At 69.8% G+C, this 25,901-nt stretch carries 14 protein-coding genes; 5 read left to right on the forward strand and 9 right to left on the reverse strand.

The features are described from left to right. The first annotated feature begins 101 nt into the window (after positions 1-101). Positions 102-1,298 carry a glycosyltransferase family 4 protein gene (locus AC3A3L_RS11675; protein WP_487640194.1) on the forward strand — a complete coding sequence of 399 codons (1,197 nt, stop codon included), beginning with the start codon at positions 102-104 and terminating at the stop codon, positions 1,296-1,298. Positions 1,299-1,457: 159 nt separating this feature from the next. Here the strand turns inward: AC3A3L_RS11675 and AC3A3L_RS11680 are convergent, their stop codons facing one another. Beyond that, complete coding sequence (locus tag AC3A3L_RS11680) at positions 1,458-2,390, reverse strand: quinone oxidoreductase family protein (RefSeq protein ID WP_487640195.1); 933 nt, start codon at positions 2,388-2,390, stop codon at positions 1,458-1,460. A gap of 169 nt (positions 2,391-2,559) precedes the next feature. Between AC3A3L_RS11680 and AC3A3L_RS11685 the strand changes: the two genes are divergently transcribed. Beyond that, positions 2,560-6,954 (forward strand): family 78 glycoside hydrolase catalytic domain, encoded by a 4,395-nt coding sequence (locus tag AC3A3L_RS11685; protein ID WP_487640196.1) that lies wholly within the window; start codon positions 2,560-2,562, stop codon positions 6,952-6,954. 101 nt (positions 6,955-7,055) lie between these two features. Here AC3A3L_RS11685 and AC3A3L_RS11690 read toward each other — a convergent pair whose 3' ends face one another. The 6 genes from AC3A3L_RS11690 to AC3A3L_RS11715 all read right to left on the reverse strand — a co-directional run bounded on the left by AC3A3L_RS11690 (position 7,056) and on the right by AC3A3L_RS11715 (position 12,871). After that, the gene (locus AC3A3L_RS11690; RefSeq protein ID WP_487640197.1) at positions 7,056-7,979 is read right to left on the reverse strand and encodes a TauD/TfdA dioxygenase family protein; all 924 of its coding nucleotides are present in this window, start codon (positions 7,977-7,979) and stop codon (positions 7,056-7,058) included. Positions 7,980-8,005: 26 nt separating this feature from the next. Beyond that, positions 8,006-8,911 carry an ABC transporter permease gene (locus AC3A3L_RS11695; RefSeq protein WP_487640198.1) on the reverse strand — a complete coding sequence of 302 codons (906 nt, stop codon included), beginning with the start codon at positions 8,909-8,911 and terminating at the stop codon, positions 8,006-8,008. Beyond that, complete coding sequence (locus AC3A3L_RS11700; protein WP_487640199.1) at positions 8,904-10,145, reverse strand: quaternary amine ABC transporter ATP-binding protein; 1,242 nt, start codon at positions 10,143-10,145, stop codon at positions 8,904-8,906. The genes AC3A3L_RS11695 and AC3A3L_RS11700 overlap by 8 nt, the downstream gene beginning before the upstream one ends. Beyond that, complete coding sequence (locus AC3A3L_RS11705; RefSeq protein WP_487640200.1) at positions 10,142-11,128, reverse strand: ABC transporter substrate-binding protein; 987 nt, start codon at positions 11,126-11,128, stop codon at positions 10,142-10,144. Before AC3A3L_RS11705 ends, AC3A3L_RS11700 begins: the two co-directional genes overlap by 4 nt. A 169-nt stretch (positions 11,129-11,297) precedes the next feature. Continuing rightward, a complete protein-coding gene (locus AC3A3L_RS11710) occupies positions 11,298-12,269 on the reverse strand; it encodes a LysR family transcriptional regulator (protein ID WP_487640201.1) in 972 nt (323 codons plus the stop codon). Further along, positions 12,266-12,871, reverse strand: a complete 606-nt coding sequence (locus AC3A3L_RS11715) for a TetR/AcrR family transcriptional regulator (RefSeq protein WP_487640202.1) — start codon at positions 12,869-12,871, stop codon at positions 12,266-12,268. Before AC3A3L_RS11715 ends, AC3A3L_RS11710 begins: the two co-directional genes overlap by 4 nt. Positions 12,872-12,937: 66 nt before the next feature. Between AC3A3L_RS11715 and AC3A3L_RS11720 the strand changes: the two genes are divergently transcribed. Beyond that, a complete protein-coding gene (locus tag AC3A3L_RS11720; RefSeq protein ID WP_487640203.1) occupies positions 12,938-13,270 on the forward strand; it encodes a DMT family transporter in 333 nt (110 codons plus the stop codon). 562 nt (positions 13,271-13,832) lie between these two features. On the opposite strand, the gene AC3A3L_RS11725 is transcribed toward AC3A3L_RS11720, so the two are convergent. Both AC3A3L_RS11725 and AC3A3L_RS11730 read right to left on the reverse strand, forming a co-directional pair. Next, entirely contained in the window at positions 13,833-17,219 is a 3,387-nt protein-coding gene (locus tag AC3A3L_RS11725) for a glycosyl hydrolase (protein WP_487640204.1), read from the reverse strand. Between the two features lie 280 nt (positions 17,220-17,499). Beyond that, entirely contained in the window at positions 17,500-21,630 is a 4,131-nt protein-coding gene (locus tag AC3A3L_RS11730) for a glycosyl hydrolase (RefSeq protein ID WP_487640205.1), read from the reverse strand. A gap of 181 nt (positions 21,631-21,811) precedes the next feature. On the opposite strand from AC3A3L_RS11730, the gene AC3A3L_RS11735 reads away from it, so the two are divergent. Both AC3A3L_RS11735 and mobF read left to right on the forward strand, forming a co-directional pair. Continuing rightward, positions 21,812-22,420, forward strand: a complete 609-nt coding sequence (locus AC3A3L_RS11735) for a TetR/AcrR family transcriptional regulator (protein WP_487640206.1) — start codon at positions 21,812-21,814, stop codon at positions 22,418-22,420. Positions 22,421-23,056: 636 nt separating this feature from the next. Further along, positions 23,057-25,714, forward strand: a complete 2,658-nt coding sequence (gene mobF / locus AC3A3L_RS11740) for a MobF family relaxase (protein WP_487640207.1) — start codon at positions 23,057-23,059, stop codon at positions 25,712-25,714. The last annotated feature ends 187 nt before the right edge of the window (positions 25,715-25,901 follow it).

The raw sequence follows: 25,901 nt of genomic DNA on the forward strand, positions 1-25,901 counted from the left end.
CCTGCCCCGGACCCGGGTGCCGGACGAGGTGGACGTCGAGCGGGGGTGCGACGGCCGGGCGCCGCGAGGACGGAGGGAGCAGCAGGATGGGAGTGGCAGGTATGGAGACGTGCACGGTCAACGGGGTGGGGTACGGCCGGCGTACGCCATGGAAGGTGCCCGCGCCCCGGCAGGCGGACGGACGCCACGCCGACCGGCCCCTGCGCATCGCGCAGGTCGCACCGCTCTACGAGGCCGTGCCCCCGGGTGCGTACGGCGGGACGGAGCGTGTGATCGCCACGCTGTGCGACGGACTGGTCGCGCAGGGGCACGACGTCACCCTCTTCGGGCCGGAGACCTCCTCGACCCGGGCACGCCTGGTGCCGTTCGGGCAGCCGCTGCGCACGCGCTTCGACGCCGACGAGATGGTGGACGTCGCACCCCACCTGCACCTCGCGATGCTGGCCGAGCTGGCGACGCGCGCCGGTGACTTCGACGTCATCCACTCCCACCTCGACGTGCTGGCGCTGCCGTTCACCAGGCTCATGGACACCCCGACGGTGCTGACCCTGCACGGGCGGCTGGACCTCGACGTCGTGCGTGAGCTGCTCCCCCGCTACGGATCGGTCCCGCTGGTGTCGATCAGCGCCGACCAACGGCGCGCTGTCGAGGACCTCGACCTCACGTGGGCAGCGACCGTCCACAACGGCCTCGACCTCGACCACTACCGGGAGGTGCCACACGACGCGGACGGCTATCTCGGCTTCGTGGGGCGGATCGCCGAGGAGAAGGGGCCACTGACGGCGATCGAGGTGTCCCGGCGCACTGGAGTCCCTCTACGGATCGCCGCCAAGGTCGACCCCACCGACGTCTCCTACTACCAGGAGCAGGTCAGGCCCCGGATGGGCGCACAGGTCCGCTTCGTCGGCGAGATCACCGAGGGCGAGAAGCCGACCTTCTACGCCTGCTCCCGGGCCACCCTGTTCCCGAGCGACTGGCCCGAGCCGTTCGGCCTGGTGATGATCGAGTCCCTGGCCGCCGGCACCCCCGTGATCGCCCTGCGTCGCGGCTCCGTCCCGGAGGTGGTCGAGCACGGCGTCACCGGCTTCATCTGCGACGACGAGGACGAGATGGTGCAGGCCGTCCACCGGGTGGGCGAGATCGACCCGGAGGCCTGTCGGCGAGCCGCTGCGCGGTTCAGCGCGGAGCGCATGTGCCGTGGGTACGTCGACGTCTACCGCTCCCTCGTCGACGGCTCGGCACGCAGGACGCCCCCGACCTCGCGACGGCGCCTGCTCCCGCGCGTCGGCGAGCGCTGAGCCGGGGTCAGTCCCGTCGGGTCTCCCGACGGGACCTCGACCCCAACGCCCCCGCGGGGGCCGTGCGTCGACCGTATGCGAGCCTCCCCACCCATCGCCGCGGCTTGTCCCAACTCCGCCGCTAGGGGTGGGACAGGGCTAGACCATCGGCGACCCCCGTCAGGGTTCGAGGACCAGCTTCCCGCCGGGGTGGCCACCCATCAGCAGCTCCGTCGCCTCGACGGCGTCCTCGAGCGGGAAGGTGCGGGCCACCGGGACGACGAGCCTGCCCTCACCGGCGAGCCGGACCAGGTCGGCGCGCACCGAGTCGCGGTAGGCCTGGCTGGCCGGCATCGCGCCGGCGATCGCCCTGAAGCCCTCGCTCCTCGCGCGGTCGGCGGCGGCGATGGTGACGACGCGGTCCCGATCCGCCACGAGGGCGAGCGAGACGTCGATCGCCTCGTCCGTCCCCACGCAGTCCAGCCCCGCCACCACGCCATCCGCGGCCAGGTCGCGCACGCGCTGCTCCAACCCGTCGCCGTACGCGACCGGGAGGCCACCGAAACGGCGGACTGTCTCGAAGTTCCGCTCGCTCGCGGTGCCGATCACCGTGGCGCCGAGGAGCGCTGCCTGCTGCAGCACGCTGACCCCGACAGCGCCGGACGCCCCGTGGACCAGGATGGTGTCCCCATCGCCGACCCCGGTGACGTGGAGCATCTCCGCGGCCGTGCAGCCGGCGAGCAGCAGGTTGGCGGCCTCGCCGAAGGACAGCGCAGCCGGCTTCGCGAACACGTCCCCGGCCGGGACGGTCACCTCGGTGGCCCAGCCACCGCTGATCCGGAACGCCAGCACCTCGTCACCGACAGCGACCGGTCCTGAGGCGACCTGCGTGTCTGGCCCGACCGCAGTGACGACGCCCGCCACCTCGTAGCCGATCGGCTTCGGGAAGTCTTCCGGGTTGCCGCGCGCGACGTGCTTGGCGTCGGCGGGGTTCATGCCGGCCGCCCGGACCTCGATGGTGACCTCGCCAGGGCCTGGCGCCGGGACGTCGTGGTCCTCGAGCGAGAAGACGTCGATGTCACCCGGACGGGTCGCTACCCAGTGCTTCGCCATTCCTCAACGGTAGCCACGCGCCTGATCGGGGCTGCGGCGGGCGGCCGTTGATACGAATCAACCACGGCCCGGCGTCGGTGGCCGCATGCGGTCATCACGCTTGTGCGTACGTTCACGCTGTGTGACGCTCCTCACTGAAACGATTCATACCTCTGAAGGAGAACCGCTCGTGCACCAGCTCCGTGCCTCGCGACCGCCGACGGCAGGCCCTGCGCCACGTCGGTGGCTCGCCGGCGTCGTCACAGCCGCCACCGTGTCGGGACTCGGCCTCGCGGGGGTGCCTGCCGCGACCGCAGCGGACGCCGCCGTCACCGTCGGCGGCCTGCGCATCGACAACCGCACCGACCAGCCGCTCGGCGTCGACGACACCACTCCCGTCCTCAGCTGGCAGCTCGCCGGCAGCGGCGAGGCCGCCCGACAGACGGCATACGAGCTGCGCCTCGCCGACGGCTCCGGGAAGACCCTCTGGGACACCGGCCGGGTCGACGGCTCGGTCACCCAGGTCGAGTACGCCGGCGACGCCCTGACGTCCCGCGCCCAGCTGTCGTGGCAGGTCCGCGTCTGGGACGGCGCCGACGAGGCCTCGGCATGGAGCGACACGTCCACCTTCGAGATGGGCCTGCTCGAGAAGTCCGACTGGGACGACACCCAGTGGATCCAGACCCCGCAGTCGCCCCTCAACCGAGGCGTCACCATCGACCTCGGCGGCACCCGCGACGCCCGCTACGTGCGGCTCGACGTCACCAAGCTGGGCCTCCCGACCGACGAGGGCGGCAGCCGCGGCGTCGTGTCGCGCATCCAGCTCTCCGAGATGGAGGTCCTCACCCCCGACGGCACGAACGTGGCGCTCGGCCGCAACATCTCGGTCTACGACCAGTTCGCCTGCCCGGGCTGCGGCACCAAGCTGCTGACCGACGGCAAGCTCACCAGCCCCGGCTACATGAGCCGGGACTCCAAGACGCAGGAGGTCACGCCCTCCAAGTGGGTGCAGGTCGACCTCGGCTCCGTGCGCTCCGTCGACCGGCTGGTCCTCTTCCCCCGCACCGACGCGCGCCTGCCCGACGGCCAGATCCCCGGCTTCCCGGTCGACTTCACCGTCCGCACGTCGGCGACGTCGTCGACCCCGACCGACGTCGTCGCCACAGTCGTCGACCAGCCCAACCCCGAGGGCCCGGACCTCGAGAAGCCGCTGCCGATCTTCGCCAAGCCGTTCGCCGCGACGAAGGAGGTCGCCGACGCGCGCCTCTACATCGCCGGCCTCGGTGCCTACGAGGCGACGGTCAACGGCACGAAGGTCACCGACACCGTCCTCAACCCCGGCGTCACCAACCCCCTGCGGTCGGTCGAGTACGGCACGTACGACGTCACCGAGCTCGTGCAGTCGGGCGACAACACGCTCGGCGTCGCGCTCGGCAACGGCATGACGTACGTCTACCCGCAGGCCAACGCCGCGACCGGACGCACCGACGTCTACACCAAGTTCAACTCCGCGCCGGTCCCCACCGGCACGCTGACCGCCGCCGCGGCGGCCGGTGACACCACTCTCACCCTCTCCGGCGTCGGCGGCTACAACGTGGGCGACACCGTCCACGTCGACACCGGTGACGGCGGCAGCCGGCTGGAGTCGCACAGGGTCACCGCGATCGACGGCAACACCCTGACCATCGGCACGCCGCTCGGTGCCGCCCACGCGGCCGGCGCCGAGGTCGTCGGCTCGGGATCGCCCACCAAGCCGCAGATGTCGGTCTCCCCGCGACTCCTCGCGCGCCTCGAGCTGACCTACGCCGACGGCACGAGGTCCTCGATCGCCAGCGACCCGTCGTGGCGCTGGAAGGACGGCCCCACCACCACCGACAACTTCTACTCCGGCACCGACTACGACGCCCGGCTCGTGCAGGCCGGCTGGGACGAGCCCGGCGCCGACCTGTCCGACGCCAAGGGATGGACCGACTCGTCGGTCACGTCGACGCCGTCGCTCGACACCGAGCTGGCCTGGCGCGAGGCCCCGCCCGTCCGCGTCCAGGAGACGTTCCGGTCGACCCAGGCCGGCATCAAGCAGATCGGCCCCGGCTCGTGGTCCTTCGACCTGGGCCAGAACTTCGCCGGCATGCCGCAGCTCCACCTGCCCGCCGGTGCCGTACCGGCCGGCACGGTCATCAAGATGGTCCCGGGCGAGAGCCGCAGCGGCAGCGGCGTGGTCAGCACGGCGTCCGCCGGGGCAGCGACGGGCATCCTCAACACCTACACCACGTCGGGCGCCGCTGGCGGCGAGGTCTTCACGCCGCAGTTCATGTACCACGGCTTCCAGTACGTCCAGGTCGACGGCCTGCCCGCCGGCTTCACCCCGACGCCCGACACGCTCGTCGGCCTGGCGATCAACGCCGACGTCCCCTCGGGGGGCTCCGTCTCCACGGACAACCCGCTCATCAACCGGATCAACTCGATGTCGGAGTGGTCGATCCGCTCCAACATGCAGTCGATCTTCACCGACTGCCCACACCGCGAGAAGCTCGGCTGGCTCGCGGACATGATCCAGTCGATGGGCTCGATCCAGTCCAACTTCGACGTCTCCGCCTTCCTCCGCGGCATGCAGCGCCAGATGCTCGAGTCGCAGCAGCCGGGGGGCCTGGTCCCCGGCACCGCACCGGAGTTCCCGATCTTCGGCGGCGGCTACCGCGACGACGTCAACTGGGGCGGCGCGTTCATCCTGACGCCCTACGAGCTCTGGAAGACGTACGGCGACACGGCCACGATGGCCGAGTACTACGAGCCGATGCAGGACTACCTCGCCTACGTCCGTGCGCAGGTCAAGGACGGCCTCCTCGTCAGCGGTCTCGGCGACTGGATCGCCGGCGACACCACGACCCCGAAGGACGCCACCGGCACCTACGGGCTCTGGGTGATCGCGGACAAGCTCAGCCAGATGGCGGCCGAGCTCGGCCACGAGGCCGACGCCGCCGACTACCGCCAGCTGGCGACGTCGCTCGGCGAGGCGTTCCACGCGAAGTTCTGGAACCCGGCCACGACGTCGTACACCACGGCAGGCCCGGCCGGCACCACGGGATCCCAGACGCTCGACGCACTGCCGCTGGCGATGGGCATCGTCCCGGCCGAGCACAGGGAAGCGGTGCTCGACGACCTCGAGCAGCGCATCCGCGACTACCACCCGGGCGCCGACGGGTCCGGCCCGCACATGTCCGGCGGCACCGTCGGCCTCCAGCCGACCTACCGGGTGCTGATGGACAACGGCCGTGGCGACCTGCTGTGGGACGTCATCCAGGAGCCGAGCGCCCCGAGCTACGCCAACTTCGTCGCCCAGGGCCGCACCACCATCCCCGAGTCGTGGGACTTCGCGGGCTCGCAGAACCACATGATCCTGCTGCAGGTCGACGAGTGGTTCAACGCCGGCCTGGCCGGCATCCAGCAGGCCGAGGGGTCGACGGGCTTCGACGCGATCGTCGTCAAGCCGCAGCCGGTCGGCACGCTCGACCACGTCGAGGGCCGTCGCGAGACGCCCCACGGGACGGTCTCCAGCGAGTGGACCCGGGACCGCGACAAGGGCACGCTCGAGCTCGAGGTCACCATCCCCGCCAACACCACCGGCGAGGTCTGGGTCCCGACCCTCGGCCAGGGCGTCGGCGCACCGTCCGGTGCGACCTACGTCCGCGACGAGACCGAGGGCGACACGACGTACGCCGTCTACTCGGTGCACCCGGGCACGCACACCTTCACGGGCGGCATCAGCACGCTGTCGCAGCAGGTCGCGCCGCAGCTCACCGGCACCCCGGAGGTCGGCCAGTCACTGACGGTCGACGCCGGCAGCTGGACCCCGGAGCCCGACGAGGTCGCCTACCAGTGGCTGCGCGACGGCGAGACGATCGCCGGAGCCACGGGCGCGACCTACCGGCTCGTCGCCGCCGACCAGGGGGCCGCGGTGTCCGCCGGCGTCACGGTCTCGGCCCGCGGCCTCTCGGACGCCACGGCGACCAGCCCGGCCGTCACCGTCGGCGCCGGCATCCTCCTGCCCACGTCGCTGCCGGCGGTCGAGGGCACGCCGAAGGTGGGGTCGAAGGTCAGCGCCGCGCCGGGCACCTGGCCGGCCGGCACCGCCGTCGCCTACCAGTGGAACCGGGACGGGAAGCCGATCGGCGGCGCCACCGGGTCGTCGTACGAACTCGGCAAGGCCGACGGTGACACCCTCCTCTCCGTCACGGTGACCGGGACGCTCGCCGGCTACAAGCCCGCGACGGCCGAGAGCCACGCGGTGAAGGTGGCCCTCGGCACCTTCGGGACCACGAGCCGGCCGAAGATCACCGGCAAGGCCAGGGTCGGCCGCGTGCTCGCGGTCAGGGGCGTCGGCTTCAGCCCCGAGCCGGGACGGACCACCTACCAGTGGCTCCGCGACGGCAAGGCGATCAAGGGCGCGACGCGGGCGAAGTACCGCATCGTCGGGAAGGACAAGGGCCACCGCATCAAGGTGACTGTCACCGCCCACGCCAAGGGCTTCGAGGACGGCACCGCCACCTCGAAGGCGAAGAAGGTGAAGAAGGTGAAGCGCCGCTGAGGCGGTGACTCGCTACCGAGCGCCCGGAGACCTGCGAGGTCTCCGGGCGCTCGGTCGATGTACGCGGTGGCGGACCAGCGGGCGCCGACGACGAGAAGCGGTCAGCTGATCAGCTCGTCGAGTCGGGAGTACGCCTCGGCGTTGCCTCGGACGACCCGGCTCGGCCGCCCGTCGATGCTGACCGGGACGTCGCCGGCGACCGTGATACGGGCCATCTCGCGGTACTCGGTGCCGAAGTCGGCGACCGCGTAGTGCTGCGTGGCCCGGTTGTCCCAGACCGCGACGTCGCCCGGCTGCCACGTCCAGCGGATCGTGTTCTCGAGCCGGGTGATGCGGTTCTGCAGCAGCGTGAAGAGCGCGATCGACTCGGCGTTGTTGAGGCCGGTGAAGGCCTTCACGAAGTGGCCCAGCACCAGCGAGCGCTCACCGGTCTCGGGGTGCACGCGTACGACCGGGTGCTCGGTCTCGAAGACCTGTGAGGCGAAGTCCGCCCGCGTGTAGTTCGCGTCGGGCTCCTCGGACTCCTCGTCGCGCTGCGCGTAGTCGTAGCTGTTGGTGTGCACCGCCCACAGGTCGTCGACCAGCGCCTGCAGCGGCGCCGGCAGCGCGTCGTACGCCGCCACGGTGTTGGCCCACACGGTGTTGCCTCCGTAGGGCGGCAGGTGCACGGCGCGCAGCACGCTGATCGCCGGCACCCGGTCGACGAAGGTGACGTCGGTGTGCCAGGCGTTGGCGGCCATGCCCTTGTCGGCCGTCACCTTGAAGACGCGGCCACTTCCCGTGTTCACGGTCGGGTGCGCCGACGTGAGCGGGCCGAAGGTCTCCGCGAACGCCTGGTGGCTGGTCTCGTCGAGGTGGTCCTGACCGCGGAAGAAGACGACCTTGTGCCGGAGCAGCGCGCCGCGGATCGTCGCGACCGTGGTGTCGGGCAGGTCGCCGCCGAGACGTACGCCGTCGATGCGGGCGCCGATCCGTCCACCGAGCTGCTGGACGGTGATGGTGAGGGGGTCGAGGGTCGCGGTCATGGGGCTGGTCCTTTCGTGGGAGGGGTTCACCTAGCGGCGACGGGCTCGGCCGTCGCCGGGGCGGGGGTGGGGATCACGCGGCGACGAGGCCACCAGGTGGGGTTCGCCCGGCCCTGTCCGCCGAGGGCGGCCGTGACGCGGTCGAGGTAGACGGCGATGACGACGACGGCGAGCCCACCCTCGATCGACGCGGCGATCTGGAGTCCCTGCACGGCGTTGACCACGACACCACCCAGGCCCGCGCCGCCGACGAGGCCGGCGACGACCACCATCGACAGGGCGAGCATGATCACCTGGTTGACGCCGGTCATGATCGACGGCATCGCAAGCGGGAGCTGCACCTCACGGAGCACCTCACGGCGCGAGGCCCCGAAGGCCACGGCTGCCTCGACCGTCTCGCTGTCGACCTGGTTGATGCCCAGCTGGGTGAGCCGGACGGCCGGTGGCACGGAGAAGACGATGGTCGCCACGAGACCCGGAGCGTCACCGACGCCGAAGAAGAGGATCGTCGGCAGCAGGTAGACGAACACGGGAAGCGTCTGCATCAGGTCCAGCACCGGCCGCAGCACGCTGCGCACGACCGGGTTGAACGCCGACCAGATCCCCAGCGGGATGCCGATGAGCAGGGCAACTACGGTCGCGACGACCACCGACGACATGGTCTGCATCGTCTCCGGCCAGAGGTCCATCGACTGGATGAGCAGCAGGCCCAGACCGAGTCCGAGCGACAGCAGCACCCGGCGCGTCGCGAGCAGCGCGATGACGACCAGGACGACCACCATCGCCACCGGGCTGAGGGCGGTCAGGACGTCGTAGACGGACCGGAGGGCGAAGTTCAGGATCTCCTTCAGCAGGTCGAAGAAGCCGCCGAGGTGCTCGGTCATGTAGTCGATGACGCTCTCGCCGCGTTCACCGATGTTCACGTCAGGCACTGGCGGCCACCTCCAACCGGCGTCCGTCGCGCTCGCGCTTCTGCGCAGGTGCGGTCGAGAGCGAGGACAGGATCGTCGCGCGCGGCACGACGCCGCTGAGTCGGCCGTGCCCGTCGACCACCGTCACCGGGACGACCTGTCGACCCGCCCGGTGCATGAAGTCGCCGATGTGCGCAGAGGGCTCCACGGTGTGGAAGTCCTGCGACAACGACGTCGACAGGTCGACGTCTCCGCGGTTGACGGCCGCGAGGAGGGCTGCGTCCGTGACCACGCCCAGCAGCCGCTCGTCCGGGCCGAGGACGTACGCGCCCTGGGCCTCGTTGTCACCGAGGCGGCGCAGCGCCGAGTCAGGACGCTCGTCGACGGTGAAGACGAGCTTGGCGGGACGTACGAGGTCGTGCGCCGTGAGCACGCGTGCCCGGTCGACGTCCGCCACGAACTCGCTGACGTACTCGTCCGCGGGGTGCGCGACGATCTCAGCGCCCGGGGCGCACTGGACGACCCGACCCTGTCGCATCACCATCACCTGGTCGCCGATCCGCATCGCCTCGTTGAGGTCGTGGGTCACGAAGACGGTCGTGCGACGGTCCTCGGCCTGGAGTTCGAGGAGCAGGTCCTGCATGTCGCGGCGGATCAACGGGTCGAGGGCCGAGAACGGCTCGTCCATCAGCAGGACCGGTGGGTCGACGGCAAGAGCCCGGGCGAGCCCGACGCGCTGCCGCATGCCGCCCGAGAGCTCGTGCGGGAGCTTGTCGCCGCGATCGCCCAGGCCGACCCGCGCGAGGGCCGCGTCGGCCCGGTCGCGACGCTCCGCCTTGCCCATCCCCCGGACCTTGAGGCCGTACGCCGCGTTGTCGCGGACCGTGCGGTGCGGGAACAGCGAGAAGTGCTGGAAGACCATGCCGATCTTGTTGTTCCGGACCTCGCGCAGGCGGGCGTCGCTCACCTGGGTGATGTCCTCGCCGTCGATCAGCAGCGCACCGGCGGTGGGTTCGTTGAGCCGGTTGATCATGCGGAGCACGGTGGACTTGCCGGAGCCGGAGAGCCCCATCACGACGAACATCTCGCCCTTGCTGACGGTGAAGCTGACGTCACTCGCCCCGAGGTAGCCGCCGGCCTCGCTGACGGCGGCAGCCGGGTCGTCGGTGGCGAGGGCCCGGGCGGCCTGCCGATCACCGAGGCCGTAGACCTTGGAGAGGCCGCGGCCCTCGATGGCCGGGTGCTCGGCGCTCATGAGGCGAACGCCTCGGCAGCGGGCTCGCCGTCCGCGTCGTCGACGCCCTCGAGGAAGGAGGCGACGACGTCCGGGTTGGCCTCGATCCAGGCGGCGGCGATGTCGGACAGCTCCTGGCCCTCCTTGTCGTGGGCGTAGTAGAACTCGCCGGCCTGGTCGGTGGTGAAGGTCAGGTTGCCGAGGAACTCGTTGATCTCGGGGTTCTCGTCGGCGAAGCCCGCGCGGGTGACGGTGCGGATCTCGCCTGCGCCGCCCCACACCTTCTCCGGGTCCTCGAGGAAGACCGTGTCGAACTCGACGGTCATCCAGTGCGGGCTCCAGGCGAGGAACACGATCGGCCCGCCCGACTTCTGCGACTTCGAGACCTGGGCCAGCATCGCCGGAGTACCACTGGCGACCAGCTCCCAGTCGCCCAGGCCGTAGGCGTCGGCGTCGATGGCGGCCTGGATGGTCTCGTTGCCCGGTGATCCGGCCTCGATGCCGTAGATCTTGCGGCCGAACTCGTCGGCGTGCTCGTCGAGGTCGGCGAGCGACTTCACGTCCAGCTCCTCGGCGACGTCGCCGGGGACGGCCGGGGCGTACTCGGTGCCGGTGACGATCGTCGACACCACGTCGACGTCCCCTCCATCGATGAGCTCCCCGAACGTGGGCTCCTGCGAGGGCCACCAGTTGCCGAGGTAGGCGTCGAGATCACCGGTGCCGAGGGCGGAGGCAGCATTCTCGACCGAGAGGTTCTTCTTGATCGAAGCGTCGTAGCCGAGCTCCTCGAGGACCTGCACGGCGATCTCGTTCTCCACCTGGAGGTCGACCCACGGCTGCTCGGCGAACACGACGGAGTCGGTTCCGCCACCGGACGAGCTGCTGGCGAAGCCGTCGTCGCCGCTGTCACTGTCCGAGGCGCAGCCGGTGAGCACCGCGCTGAGGCCGAAGGTCGCGACGACCGCGAGGCGTGCGCCGCGGCGGATGGGGGTGCGGTGGGTCATGGGTGGCTCCTCGTTGCACATCGATCAATATATGAGTGAAACGATAGACTTACACATGTCCGCAATCCAACCGTTTCACGACCGGAGCCAGACGGGATGTGAGCGACAGCCATAGACAAGCTCTATGGCTGATGGCATCGTCGACCCGGGCCGACGGCTAGGAGTCAGGTCAGAGGGCCTGATCCGCCTGGTGCTCCCGGACGAGGCCGAGGAAGTCCGTGGCCGGGCCCTCCAAGGTCCCCGCGTGCCACACGAGCGAGACGGTCGCGCGGCTCTCGGGCTCCAGGCGCGCGACCCGCGCGCCCTTGGTCGCGGCGTCCGCAGCCATCCCCTCGGGAAGCACCGCTGCCCCTGCGCCGGACAGGACCAGAGGCACGACGGAGGCGACATGAGCCGTCTCGACCATCACGTCGGTCGACTGCCCGGCGCCCTCCAGCTGGGCGTCGAGGAGGTCGCGGAGAGCGGTGCCACGCGGGGTGCCGATGAGCCCGTGCTCGAGCAGCTCGTCGATGCTCGTGGTGAGCGACTGACCGCGACCTGGCGGGAGCACGGCGAGCAGCTGCTGTTCAGCCAGCGCCAGGCTCGCGAGCGCGCCCGTGGCGGGCGGCCCGTCCACCAGCCCGAAGTCGACATCGCCGGAACGCACTTGGTCGAGCACCACGGAGCGCGCCGCTGGGTCCGTCACCTCGAACCGCACCTGCGGTCGCAACCGCCGGAACTCCCCGATCAGGCCCACGAGCGGGTGCACCGCCCACGACGTGCTGGAGACGATGCGGAGCATCCCGGAGTCGCCCTCGGCGACCCCCCGCACGGCGCTCGCCGCGATCCCGAAGGAACGCACCGCGCGGCGGGCCGGCGCGACCAGCGCCTCACCGGCGGAGGTGAGCCTCACGCCACGACCGTGCCTCTCGAACAGCGGCGACCCGAGCTCGGTCTCGAGCGTGCGCATCGAGTGGGAGAGGGACGGCTGGGCGATGTGCAGAACCTTCGACGCCCGTGTGAAGCTTCCCGCCTCGGCGATGGCAAGGAAGAACTCCAGCTGCCTGCGTTCCACTGCCGCCCTCCGCGCCCCTCGACTGTGCGTGTCGACCTGAACGATGCCAGCACACGGCTCGTCGAGTGGCGCAGGCACGTGGCTCACGGGACCGCGGAGGCCCCCTCCCCCAGCCAGTTGGCCGCTGAGGCAAGATCGGTCACAGCCCTTCGGACATCGCCGGCTCCGGTTGCGTCGTCCAGTGGCAGGTCCAGCCGAAGGCCCACGAAGGCCGCGTCGATCAGCGTCGCCACCCGTCGGGCGGGTGCTTCCTCGAGGCCCGAACGACGGAGGTGGTCGACGACTGCTGCTCGCCACACCTCATTCGTCTCCCGGACGACGGTGGCGTACGGCTCCCGACCGAACAGACCGAGGGCGGCAGCCTCGACGTACAACCGGTGGCAACCATCGACATCGGGTTGCGAAACGGCGGCCCACAGGTCCGCCACCGCAGCGCCGGCATCGGCGGACCGCGGCAGACGGACGACGTAGCTCGTCGCCCGGGCGTTGGACGTCCGCAGGATCTCGGCGACGAGGGCGTCCTTGTTGCCGAAGCGGTAGATGAGCATGCGGTCGCTCGTGCCCAGGGCGGCGGCGAGCGGTCTCAGGCTGAGACCGATCAGGCCGTGCTCGACGACGTAGTCGGTTGCCAGCTCCGCCCACCGCTGGCGTGCCTCAGGCGCAGAGGCAGCTCGAGGAGCGGTCGGCACGCCACGACTGTAGCAGTCGCTACACTTGGCCTGTAGCAGCTGCTACACCTAGATGGGAGATTCGACATGTGGGCCGCACTGGGACTCCTGGCTGTTGCGATCGCGACAGAAGTTGCCGCGACGGCGAGCCTGCCGCGGACGCAGGGCTTCCGCAGCCCCGGGTGGAGCCTCCTGGTCATCGCCGGCTACGCCGCGTCGATCTGGCTCTTGTCCCTGGTGGTCCGCGACATTCCCGTGTCCACCGCGTACGCCGTCTGGGCGGGCGTGGGCACGGCACTGGTGGCCGTCATCGGCGTCGTGTGGCTGGGCGACGACTGGAACTGGGTCACGGTCAGCTCGCTGGGCATGATCATCGTCGGCGTGGTTGCGCTCAACCTGGCCGGCGCGCACTCGGCCTAGCGGGACTCCGGGCGCCGCCCGATGGGTGGGGCGGCACAGGCATGCCGCCCACGGACGTGCCCTGACCTGCGGAAACGTCAAACCGTCAGACGTTGAAGCGGAACGATCACGCGGGTTGTGACCGGTGGCGGTCATCGTTGACCAATGTCTGAACATCCCGTCTGACCTGCGAAAATGCGTTGCAAGCCCGTTGGCCCAGGTTGGCGACCGTGGGCTCCCGCCGGACGTCTTGCGGACTGTTTGCGGACCGGTACGAGTCACTCAGATCATGGATCGACGAACGGCAATCGCGACGGCGTGGATGTTCGTAGTGGCCCCAAGGCGGTCGCGAAGGTGCCTGCACGTGTCGCTGCATCTGTCGAGGAGACCCCCCTGCGTTCGCGGCGATCTGACTAGCGCTCATCCCCTGGGCCAAGTAACGCAGGAGCGTGATGTCGAAGTCGCAGAGCTCTGTCCGGTCCATCTGGTTCTTCCTCAATTCCTAAACGCGCTACGCGTCGAGGATCAGACCGAGGAGGCCGCCGGCGTCACCACCGACGACCTCCTCTCATTTACGACAACGTCACCGAACTACGCGACGTTGCACGACTTTGAACGCGATCGTCTTCCTCTGGGCCTCCACGCGAGCGTCACCCTGGTAGGTGAAGCGGACCTTGACGCCGCCCGTTCGCTGGAACCTGGGGAGCCAGACCTTCGTCCTGCCTCGAGCGGAGAGTGTCCTCGTGTACACCTTCCGCTCCCCGGCGCCCTTGACTCGGATCTTCACAGTGCCGGACGGAACCACGCCGCGAGCCCGAAGCGTCACTCGGAGCTTGCGCTTCACGCCGACCTCGAGAGGCTTAACCACCTTGGTGGCGATCTTCGCCATCAGCTTGCCGCCTGCCGAGGCCTGCGGAGTGGGCGGGGTGACCGTCGGGGTGTGGCTGGCAGGCGGGGTCGTCGAGGGCCGGGTGAGTGCGACGTCCACGTAGGGCCGCACGACGACCGGACCGCGGAGCCCGTAGTCCTGACGGGCGGTGCCGGAACCGCCGGCCTGAGTGGGCGACTGGTTGATGATCGCATTGCGCATCGTGGTCGACACCCTCACGGTGAGCTCATTCATCCCGGGCTTCAGGTAGCCGAGGTCCAGTCGCGTGGTGTCGGTCTGGTCCTCCCCCGAGAGCTGGTGCCCGTTGACGGTGACGCTGTAAGTCTGGAAATTCGGGCCGAGGTCTAGGTAGGCGCCGTGGTCAGGCGACCAGTCGGCGCCGAGGTCAACCGATGTGCGGTAGGTGCCGAGGCCCGAGATCTCTCGCAGGTCGACCGGCGCGCTGATGGAGCGCCACGAGGGCAGCCGTCCGTCGTCAGCCGTGCGCAGGGCGACGGGAGGCAGGTCGCGCTTCGCGGTGTCGACGCCGGTGGTCGGCTTCTCCCACGACTCGACCTGGAGTTCCCACGCCTTCGGTGCGATCGGGGCCGGGACGGAGGTCACGTGGGCGCTGAGGGTCTCGCCGTCCTGCGTCGTCGCGCTGTAGGTGCCGCTCGTCGTGGCTCGGAGCACCGGCTTGCCGTCCTTCACGACCACGTCCGAGTCCGCGGCCGAGAGCGCCGGCACGAGCGGCTGCACGCCGAGGGCCGCCTCGTCGGTCGTGACGGCATACACCGCTGTCGCACCGGGGGCAAGGCGCAGCGGGACGCTCACACCCTCAGCGCCGCTTCGGTAGACGGGCACGGGAGTGACGGCGCCGGTCCAGGCGTCCAACGCGTACGGCCGACCCCGACCCGTGATCGTGAGGTCGGTCTCGACCGCTTCGGTCCGGTCGGTGTTGAGGACGAACACGAACGACGTTCCGTCCGCGCGGCGGGTGATGGTCTGGATCGGCGCGGGGTCCGACGGCTGCGTCAGGGGAGTGATGCCGAGGCCGGCCAACGCCGCGGGCAGCTCCTTCTGCACGTCGACGGTCTCGCCAGCCACCCGGGTGACGTTCGGCAGGCCGTCGAGGCTGTCGAACGCCGCCTGTACCTGGCCGGCAGCATCCGGGTTGTCCGGCGCCTCCACTGGAAGCGACGGGGCGTCGCCGAGGATGACGAGGGGCAGGCCTCGATGTGCCAGCTGGGCGATCTTGCGGGCGGTGTCCACCGGCATCCGCTGCGTGCGGTCCAGCACGAGCCCGCGATACCGGGGACCGTCGGGGAACAGGACTCCGTCCTCGAGGCTCGCTGCGTCGACGAACTGGTCGGACATGTAGCCCCAGCTGTAGCCGCGCGCGGCAACCGCGGGGTCGGTGATCGACCCGTTGCCGTCGCCCTTGCTGGCCCGGGTGTAGACGGCGAAGTCGGAGCGCAGGTCGCCTTGACGCAGCACGAGCTGGTTGCGTCCGACGTAGGTGTTGATGCCGCCTTGGTCCTCCCACGCCGGTTGGCGGGTGTCCCACGAGTCGCCGATCCCTGTAATGGGGACGAAGGGGTTCCACCCGGGCCACGCGTTGGTGGCCCCGGGAATGATGCCGAAGTTGAGCTCGCCGCCGCCGTGGGTTTGTGAGTAGCCGTGGTACTCGACGGCGTTGGCCCCGGTGGAGAAGCTCTCGTTGATGCGGTAGAGCATGTCGCTCCACCGCTGGCGCCAGGAGTCGTTGCCGAAGTCGAGGAAGGCGCAGCACTCGGTGCTGTTGACGTTCTTGCCCGTCATCGCGCCCACCGCGGCCACAGCACGCGAGTCGGCTGCTTCGGCGTCGAGTACATCGAGTGTGGACCACGCTTCGTCGGCGATCACCGACTCGGCCGGACCGATCGTGAAGTACGACTGGTAGCGCAGCTTCATGCCGAGCGAGTGCGACCAGCGCTTCAGCACGTCGAGGTGGTTGTGGAGGTGCATGTCGGTTAGCTGACGCGTCCATTCCGAGCGGTACTGCTCGGTGGAGTCGTCGTCGTAGACGAACGTGCCGGCCCCATTGGTGCGGACCGTGGGAAGTCCGGCGACGTAGGAGCGCCCCGTGCGGTCGCGGTAGGCCGACATGAAGGAGTCGGTCCAGTTGGTGTCGTGCAGTTCCACCGAGTCGAGCCACATCGAGCCGCCGTTGGCGCGGAGCAAGGAGCGGAGGTCGGGGTCGAGGACCTGCTCCTCCCACGGGTCGATGAGTGCCTTGGTGCCAGCGCGGCTGTAGTGGTCGACCTGGTAGGCGTTGCGCATGACGCCGTCGATGGATGCGGTGGGCTTCAATGCGTTGCCCTGGGACCAGAAGGCCAACACCAGCCACTTCCCGTCGGCCGGCTCGGCGGGCACTGTCCAGTTCAGCGACAGGCCGACTCCCGATTCGTCGACGCTGGTCCCGGTGACCGCGTCGGTGAGGTCGACGACAGATGAGCGGATCAGTCGGGTCGGGGTGCCGTCGCAGGTGGCGTCGCAGCGCACCCCGATCACGCCCTGCAGGCGACGCTTGGTGGCTCCGGCAGCGAGTGTCGACAACGGCAGCTGTCCGGAGAAGTTGGCCCCGGCCGTCAGAACGGTGCTGCGTCCGTGACCGAGCACCTTGGAAGCGCCCGGGTCGTCAGGCTTGACGCGGTCCGAACTGGCCGACCATCCCGGCGAGATGAGCAGGTCGAGGCGTAGGTCTTCCTCGTTGGCGGTACGCAGGGCCGTGCGTAGCTTGTCGCTCCAGGCCGGGGTGCCGAACGACTTCCTGGGGTCGTAGACCTGGGCAAGGACGAGGTCGTCGTAGGTGGCGCTGCCGATCCCGTTGTGAGCCATTGCCCGGATGTCGTCGGCGACGAATGCCGGATCACCGGTTCCTGATGCCACCCAGTACCGCGCCGTGGGCAGCACGTCGTTCGATGGCTCGGCGAACGCGGCGGCGAACCCATCCAAGGCGACTGAGTTCGCTTCGAGGGTCGAGGGGGCTGGTGCCGAGGGGGCGGCGACGACGGGCGCTCCTCCGACCATGGTGGCCGCGGCCGAGGCAGCGATGACCATGGCCGTGACCGGTCGCCATCGCCGCCTGGTGGTCCCTGCGAGTCCGTCAGTTCGTGCTGCTGATGAAGTTCTCACTGCTGATCCTTGTCCTTATGTCCGTTCGGTGACCGAACGACCGTCCAGTAGAGCGTTGGGCACCACTGCCCATTGGCGGGAGCGCGGCGAACGGCGACAGGCGAGCCGTTTGCGGCGCGAACCGTGCTGAAGCTGATTCGCTGGCGCTGCCCGGCGAGGGCCGCCGGCGTCCTAGCCGGCGGCCTCACGTCGAGGTGAGGTCAGGTCATCGGACGGTCCGCCTGTCGACGACGGCGAACGTGATCTTCTTCCGCTGGGACTCCACCGCTGAGTCGCCCAGGAAGTGGACCTTGACGCTGACTCGCCCGGGCCGCTTGAACACCGGGAGCCACAGCTTCGTCCGGCCCCGGGCGTTGAGGGACTTCTCGTAGGACTTCTTCTTGCCCGCGCCCCGGACCTTGACCTTGACCGACCCCGACGGCACCACACCTCGGGCACGGACCGTCACCCGCAGCCGGGCCCTGGTCCCGACCTCGACCGGCTTGACCACCTTGGTGCCGATCCGCGCGACGACCTTGGCGGCTGTCGGCGTCGGGGTCTGGGTCGGGGTGGTGCTCGGGGTGGACGTCGGTGTCGACGGCACGGGAGTGGGAGTGGCCGGGTCGTGGTTGGCGTCGACGACCACCTGCTCGTCGTACGGCGTGAGGGTGACCGGCCCGCGCAGGCCGTAGCTCTGCAAGTCAGTGCCGTGCGCGGCGTTGTTCAGGGTCGATGCCACCACGATTTCCACCGTGTTGGACCCGGGACGCAGCGCCCGACCGAGGTCGGCGGTCGTGTCCTGGAGGTCGAGAGGCACGTGTCGCCCGTTCACCAGGACTCGAGCGGCACCATGGACCTCTCCCAAGCCGAGGTACGCCCCGTCCCAGCCGCTGGGCGGCACGTTGACGGTGGTGACGTATCGGCCGATGCCTGAGGTCTTGTCCAGGGAGCCGTCATCGCGGAGCGAGTTCCACCATGGAAGCAAGCCGTCCTGGCCCGCTGCCACGTCGAAGTCGCCGACGTGCATCTTGGCGATCGCTGCAGCGTCGGCCGGCGCTGATGGGTCCGGCTCCCACGACTCGAGTGCGAGGTTCCAGGCGTCGAGGGCTCGTTGGGCAGACGCAGGCTTCAGCTCGACGGTCCGCGTGGCGCCACTGGCCAGCGTCACGGTGACCGGACCGGTGTCCTTAGAGCGAACCGCGACCGCCCCGTCCTCGGTGACGACGATGTCGGCGCCGTCGCCGTCGACAACGTGGTCAGCGGGCACCCGCTGACCGAGGCCGTCCGCGGTCAGGGCCACCACCGCGACGGACTGGGCGGGAATGGTCGTGCTGAGAGTGATGCCCTTCGACGTCTCGACGTATTCGCCGACCGGCGTGATCTCCCCGCTCCACGGGTCGAGCTCGACCGGAACCCCGCTGCCAGTGAGCGTCCATTCATCGGTGACGGCTTCGTCGCCATCGTTGTAGATGAAGTAGTACGTCGCGTCGCCGCTGTGGCGTCGGACCGTCAACGTCGGGCTCGAGCCTTCCTTGGCCGCCGCCGGCACCACCCCGAGACGGGCCAGGGCTGCTGGTGCCGCTGCTTCATCGGCAGCTCGGGCCACCTGGGCGCCGGTGTCATCGGTGAGGTCGAGCAATGCCTGCGTGGCCCGCTGGACCGTGCGGTCCTTCGAACCCGTGGGGTCGTGGCCTGGCGAACGGGCGGGCAGTCGACCTACGAGCAGCACTGGAGCGCCGCGGCGAGCGAGCTCCACGATCGTGCGCATCGCCTGCGGGGAGGCGGTGACCTGGTCGTTGAGCACTAGGGCCCGGTAGGCGGAGTGGTCAGGGAACCACGCGTTGCCGTCCCACAGGCGGCGAGCATCGGACTCCAGGTACGTCGGGCTCAAGAACTCGGTGGTGTAGCCGCTGCGCGCCAGGGGCCCACTGGAGGTGATGCTCGGTGCCTCCGGGCCTAGGTAGGTGCCCCGGCCGAAGACCTGGTTGTAGACGGCGAGGTCGTAGCGTGGCGCACCTTGACGCAGCACCAGACTGAGCCGGCCGATGGCGTCGTTCATGTCGCGCACCGCGCCCGATCCCCACGCCGGCATGCGAGGACCCCAGGCCTCGGAGAAGGCGGCGTTGCCCGACTCCGGGCTCCAGGCGTGATAGCCGGGCCACTTCGCCGCCTGGGCGTCCGCGTAGTCGAAGCCGTGCCAGATCTGCTGGTTTACGCCTCCCGCGAAACCCTGGAAGACCTGCGTGAGCGGCGACCCGGCACCGGCGAGCTCAGCTCGGTACGGCTTGCCGCTGCGCGCACAGCACTCGTTGGAGACGATGTCGGCACCGGACATGTGCGCGCCGGAGGCGACGATGGAGTAGGTGTTGATGTCGTCGTCGAAGCCGAGCGCCTCGCCCTCGGGCACGGAGACCAGTGAGGAGGCGGCAGAGGTGTCGATGGGGAAGCTGCCGTAGAGCTGGAAGCGTCCGCCAAGTCCCTGCTGTCGCGCCCACGCCTCGATGGGCGCCACAAAGCGCTGGGTGAACAGGTCACTCCACGTCTGCCGGTAGTCGGCGCGCACGCGGTCGACGTCGACGCCCTCGAAGGCGAACAACTGCCCGGCATCGGACCCGGGCTTTGCCTGCTGGTCGGTGCCAGCCAGGGCCGGCAGCAACGGGGTCAGGTCGTATCCGCGCCGGTCCTCCCACTCCTCGAGGAAGTCATCGGTCCACTTCGGGGTGAACTCCATCTCCAGGGAGTCCTCGAACAGGGTTTGCAGTCCCGCGCCGTTCTTGGCGATCGCCGCACGGACCGCGGGCGTCATCACGGCCGAGTCCCAGTAGTCGATGAACGCGCGGGCCCCACGCGTCGAGAGGTGGTCGACCGCGTAGTCGATACCGGTGAGCGAGAACGGGCCACCGAACGGGGCATCGTTCACCATCTGGTGCGCATAGACGACCCACGCGCCTCCGTCGCGCCAGGACCTGTCGTCCACAGTCCCGTCGGCCGCGTCCGCGGTGAGGTCCACCACCGAGTCGGGATCCAACAGCCGGGGGCGCTCGGCGCACTCCACCGCGCACCGGTAGGCCAGCACAGCGACTGTCGTCTTGCGGGCGTTCGCTGCGACGCGCTCGGTGAGCGCGTGAGTGCCCGCCAGCGGCTCCTCGAGGGTCAGCCCGGTGCCGGCCGGGGCGTCGGTGACCACGTTGCTCTTCGCAGGGTGCGCGTTCGCCACCGGTGTGATGGTGAACCCGGTGCCGATGCCCTGCACGGTCGCAAACGGGGTCTGAGCTCCGGTGGCGGGTGCGGCGAAGCGGATGCGGTTGGGGTTGCCGCCTACGCCCACCTCGGCGATCGTGACGGTCTCGGCCGTCGCGCCGGAACCGATCACGGCCCGGTCGCCCACGGCGAGGCCGTAGGTGAAGGTGAGGTCGACCTGCTCGTCCCCAGGAGCGATGGCACCGGTGGTGTTCTGCGTGAAGGCCAACGGGGCGCGCTCGACGCTCTTGACCTCGACGGTCTCAGCGTCGGCACCGGAGCCGATGACGATCCGCTGTCCGGTGTTGAACTGCGTCAGGTACTGGTTGTAGTCCGCCGCCTTGCCTGATGACTGGGCGCTGACGAACACCCGGTCGTCACCCGGCTGCAGGGCAGTAAGGGACATCCCGCAACCCCAGGACCCGTCGCCGACCTCGGCGACCGTTGCGGACTCGGCGCTCGCCCCGGTTCCGACGGTGATTCGGTCGCCGGGGCTGAACGCTCCGGTCGCCGCGGGCAGTACCTGGGTGTCGCCTGCCGCGGCGGTTGCGCACAGGGAGGTAGTCGTCGAGACGGCGGGCGTCGTCGGCACGCGTCCGTCATAGACCACATCGGGGGAGAGCACGGTGAACCCGGTGACGTAGCGCTTGCTGTTCGCGGGGGCGTTCAAGCCCCCGCGGGTGGGGACGCTGATGGCGTCTGACCCCCGGCCGGACATGGTGGCGTCGATGAGGAAGTCGAGGTCTGCGGCGTCCTCGTATATGTGTCGCTGCCTGTTCAGCCAGAGGTCCGTGCCCCATCCTGTAGCGGCGAGGCCTTGCCCGGTTTGATTCCCTGCGCCTGGATTGGGGAAGGACGCGATCTCTGCGCCGCCTGCGCCGGCGGCCTTCATCTGACGCATCTCTGCCGACAGCTCCTCTTCGGAGGTCGCGGCCGCGGGGAGCCACCACCGATACTTGGGGCGCGCCTCTGCGGGCGGATCGGCGAAGAGGGCCGGGCTCAGAGCAGGCGTTTCGCTGCTGCCGAGGTCTGTTCTGGCGTCCGGCGTGAGTGACGTTGAGGCTGCCGGCGACGGCGCAATAATCGCGCTTGCGGCGACAGCGACGGACAGCGCCATGAGGACGCTGCGCGAGGAAGAACGAGGGTTCACTGACACGACCGATCTGATCGACGGTTGAAAGGTTTCATTTGACGCGTGTCAGAAGTATGCGCGGTGAATGTGACGAGCGCAACAGTCGCCGCGCATCTTGATACGGCGTGGGGGGCGTGCGGCGGCGCGGGCTGCCAGACTGGTGGGTGTGCCTGGTGGATACCGATTTCCGCACCAAGGAAGTGCCAAAGGTGACGATCGACGTGCTCGGTTGCTTGCCGCGCTTGAGGACGTGCTGCGCGAGAATGGTGGGGATCTGGATCGCGTCCAGGTCTCGGATGTGGCGAGGCGGGCAGGTGTCTCGCGCTCGGCCTTCTACTTCTACTTCGATGACAAGGCGGAGGCCGCCGCAGACGCCTTCGAGTGGTTCGTCACGATCCGGCCCGTGACATCGGTGGTTGAAGAAGTGGATCCGCGAGCTCGGATTGAAACGATGATCGGTAATCTTCTAGCGGATTGGCGACCGCACCAGCACCTGTTCAGGGCCGTCCTCCAGGCACGTCACACCTCGACAGTCGTGCGGGATCGGACAGAGGCAGCAAGAGCGGGCTACACAGCGCTAGTCGCAGACTGGATCCGCCAGGAGCAGGATCGGGGTCGGAGCAACGCGGGCCCGGATGCTGAGGCGCTGGCTGTAGCGCTCAACGACATGAGCGAGCGAATGCTCGAACGGATGACCCTTGACCAGGCAAGTGATACAGCGGCCCTAGCCTCCGCCGTGACCGAAGTCTGGGTGCGGACGATCTACCCCGCCTGATCGACTGGTCGAAAAGCTGGCATGAGGCACCATTTGCCGGCTTCGAACGTTGGCCCGCGCGGGATCGCCCGCACCGGGGCGTCAACGACCATGCGGCCGCCTCGTAAACCCGACCCCGGCCCCCCTTGCGCGCGTCGCCCAGCCTCGATTTGGCCAGCGACACCTACCTGCTGTTCACGCCCCAGCGCCTCGTAGCGCCGCCTACGTCGCCAGGCCCAACGGGCCTACGCGTTCACTGTCCCTGTCACGTTGCAGCGTCCACTCGCCAGCTGGACCCCGTGCACTTTCGGGCAGTGATTCGGCGGACGACATCCTGGTGGGAACCCGTCTGGCGTTGAACATCCAGGTCCTCCGGAAACACCAACTCCGACAAGGTGTCGACCAACAGGTTTCAGACCGGCGCCGGCGCTCTCCCACGTTCCGGACCATTGATCACCATTGAACAACCTCGGCTCCCGGAATCTTCTCGATCCTTCTCCCGATGCCCGCTCTTCATGTCTTACCTACCTAGCGGCACGCATGCTACGAAGGTGCGTAGATGGGTCGCCCGTGTTGGTGCGGCCCACGCGGCATTTCTAGGGGTTCGTTGGTTGTCGACGGACGCCGTTGAGGCAGGTGAGTGGCGTGCACGGTGGCGTGAAGTTCTACCGAGGTGCCCCGAAGGCTGCACGCGCTTACGTCGAGCAGGACTGCGCCCGCTACGACGACTACTACCTGACCGAGGGCGACGGCATCGCGAGGCGGTTCGCTGCCACGCGGTCGGCTGATGGCTCTGCCACCGTCGCGAAGAGACCGGACCTCGACGGCCCGGCGTACGAGGCCTGGGTGGCGGGGGTGGATGTCGAGTCCGGTCAGCCGAAGGGACGGCTTCGCAAGGACGCGAACGGGCTGCGGTTCGTCGAGGTCACGATCAACGGCCCAAAGACGTGGTCGCTCGCTGCCGCGCTGCGTCCCGAGGTGTCCGCTGCGCTTGATACCGCCCAGCATCGCGCCGCCGCGCAGATCATCGGCTACCTCGCCGAGCACGCCACCACCCGGATCGGACCGCGTGGTCGGCAGGTGCAGGTTCCCGTCGACCACCTCGAGGCCGCTGTGATCCGGCACTACACCTCTCGTGCTGGCGACCCACACCGGCACCTCCACCTCCAGGTCAATGCCCGCGTCTTCGCGGACGACCGGTGGCGCGGTCTGCACTCGGTGGGGGTCCGGGACATGATCGAGGCCGTCAACGGGATCGGCCACGCCGCCGTCGCCACCGACCCCGAGTTCCGCACCGCGCTCGCCCAGGCCGGATTCACCCTCGACCCCGCGTCAGGTGAGATCAAGGAGCTGAGGCCGTTCGCTGGTGCGTTCAGCGCCCGCACCGCGCAGATCCGCTCGAACGTCGACCGGTACGAAGCCGACTGGCGATCCGAGCACCCCGGCCAGGAGCCGGCGCGACCTCTGCGGGAGATCTGGGACCGGCGGGCCTGGGCCGAGGCCCGCCCGGACAAGACCGTGCCGAAGAACGGCACCCAGGTGGTCGAGCGGTGGAACCAAGAGCTGCGCGCCCTCGGCTACTTGGACCCTTCGGCGGCTGTCCCGTGCAAAGCAGCGCCCATCGCGGATCTTGATCGGGACCGGGCGGTCGAGCTCGTGCTCTCGCGCCTGGGCTCCAAGCGGTCCGCGTGGAACACCGCAGACATCCGGGGCCAGGTCGAGACTCTCATTGTCCAGGCCGGCCTGATCGCCGCAGCCGGCGTCCGTGGTGAGCTCGCCGAGGACCTCACCGCGCGCGCAGCGGCACGCTGCACACCCCTGCGGCTGCGACCCGACGTGCCGGAACACGTGCGCGCGCTGACCTCACCAGAGGTGCTCGCCGTCGAGACCGAGATCCTCGAGAGGCTGCTGCGACGCTCTCACTCCCCCGAGCCAGCCGAGGACGCCCGGTTTCGCCACGCGACCTTTGCGCGGCTCGCGCGGTTGGGGCGGCTGGCGCCGGACCAGGTCCGGGTCGTCGCCGCGCTGACCGGTGAGGGGCCGCTGGTCGTGGTCGAGGGCGCCGCAGGTGCCGGCAAGACCACCACCCTTGCCGCGGTCCGAACCCACCTGGCGGCGCGGGGGCAGCGACTGTTGGTCGTCACCCCGACCCGCAAGGCTGCCGACGTCGCCGCCCGCGAGACGGGCGCACAGGGGCGTTCGGCGTCGTGGCTGATCCACCAACACGGCTGGCGCTGGGATGACGACGGCCACCGGACCCGGCAACCCAGCCAACAACGCGCTGAGCCCTGTCGGGAGGCGCGGCTGCGGCGTGGGGACCTGCTGCTGGTCGACGAGGCGGGCATGGTCACCCAAGACGACGCGCTGGCGCTGCTGACCCTCGCCGACGAAGCGGGCGCGCGGATCGCGTTCCTCGGTGACCGGCACCAGCTCCCCGCCGTCGGCCGCGGCGGCGTCCTCGACCACGCCCTCGCGTGGGCACACCCCACCTCCGTGCTCACCCTGAAGCGCGTACACCGCTTCGCCGACCCGGACTACGCCGACCTCAGCCTGCGCATGCGCGACGGCCGAGACCCCGACGACGTCTTCAACCGGCTCGTGGAACGCGGCCAGATCATCCTCCATCGCTCGGAAGCCGAGCGCACGGCTGCGCTCGCCGGGGTCGGCGTCACGGGCGCGCTCGTGGTGGCGGACACCCGCGAACAGGTCGCCACGCTGAATGCCGCCATCAGCAACAGGCGGGATCCCAAGTCCGCCCAGGCGGCCGCTGGCGTGGTGACGGCCCGTGGTGAGCAGATCGGTTTCGGGGCCCGCGTGGCCACGCGCCGCAACGATCCCGCCCTCGGCGTGGCCAACCGGCAGACCTGGACGGTGACCGGGGTGGGCGCCGCCGGCGACCTGATCGTCCACTCCCCCGAACACCGGCGCGACCGCCGGCTGCCCGCGGCGTACGTGCGCGAGCACGTGGAGCTGGCCCACGCCACCACCATCCACGGCGCTCAGGGTGAGACCGTCGACCGTGCCCACGTCGCCGTCGGCGAGACCACCGGCGCCGCATCCGCCTACGTCGCCATGACCCGCGGCCGGGAATCGAACGTCGCGCACCTCGTCGCGGCAAGCGTCGACGAAGCCCGTCAGCAGTGGAGCCAGGTCTTCAGCCGGGACCGCGCCGACCTCGGCCCCGCCCACCTCCAACGGCTCGCCCTCGACGCACTCGACCGCTACGGACCCAACGCTCCGCGACCACCCCGCCAGCGTTCCCGCCTCGACGCCCACCCCCGACCAGCCTCTGCACCCTCCGGAATCGGGCTCTAGATCGGGCTCTGACAACCCTCGCCCCGAAAAAGTTGGGGAAACCTGCTGACCTGCGCATTTCCAGGTTTCCCCCTCAGCGTTCCCCCTCCGTGGCACTGGAATCCGGTAAACCTCGGCGTCCACGCTGGTCGACATGCTCCACCTACGACGCGGCACTGCCACAGGTGTCCGAGGCACCCCAACGCTC

This window comes from Nocardioides sp. Soil_C_8, assembly GCF_057656315.1.

Coding starts and splice junctions, on each gene's coding strand:
- AC3A3L_RS11725 (WP_487640204.1), bottom strand. CDS start 17,219: ATGGTCATCGCTGCCTCGGCCGCGGCCACCATGGTCGGAGGAGCGCCC.
- AC3A3L_RS11690 (WP_487640197.1), bottom strand. CDS start 7,979: ATGACCGCGACCCTCGACCCCCTCACCATCACCGTCCAGCAGCTCGGT.
- AC3A3L_RS11680 (WP_487640195.1), bottom strand. CDS start 2,390: ATGGCGAAGCACTGGGTAGCGACCCGTCCGGGTGACATCGACGTCTTC.
- AC3A3L_RS11700 (WP_487640199.1), bottom strand. CDS start 10,145: ATGAGCGCCGAGCACCCGGCCATCGAGGGCCGCGGCCTCTCCAAGGTC.
- AC3A3L_RS11720 (WP_487640203.1), top strand. CDS start 12,938: ATGTGGGCCGCACTGGGACTCCTGGCTGTTGCGATCGCGACAGAAGTT.
- AC3A3L_RS11675 (WP_487640194.1), top strand. CDS start 102: ATGGAGACGTGCACGGTCAACGGGGTGGGGTACGGCCGGCGTACGCCA.
- AC3A3L_RS11730 (WP_487640205.1), bottom strand. CDS start 21,630: ATGGCGCTGTCCGTCGCTGTCGCCGCAAGCGCGATTATTGCGCCGTCG.
- AC3A3L_RS11705 (WP_487640200.1), bottom strand. CDS start 11,128: ATGACCCACCGCACCCCCATCCGCCGCGGCGCACGCCTCGCGGTCGTC.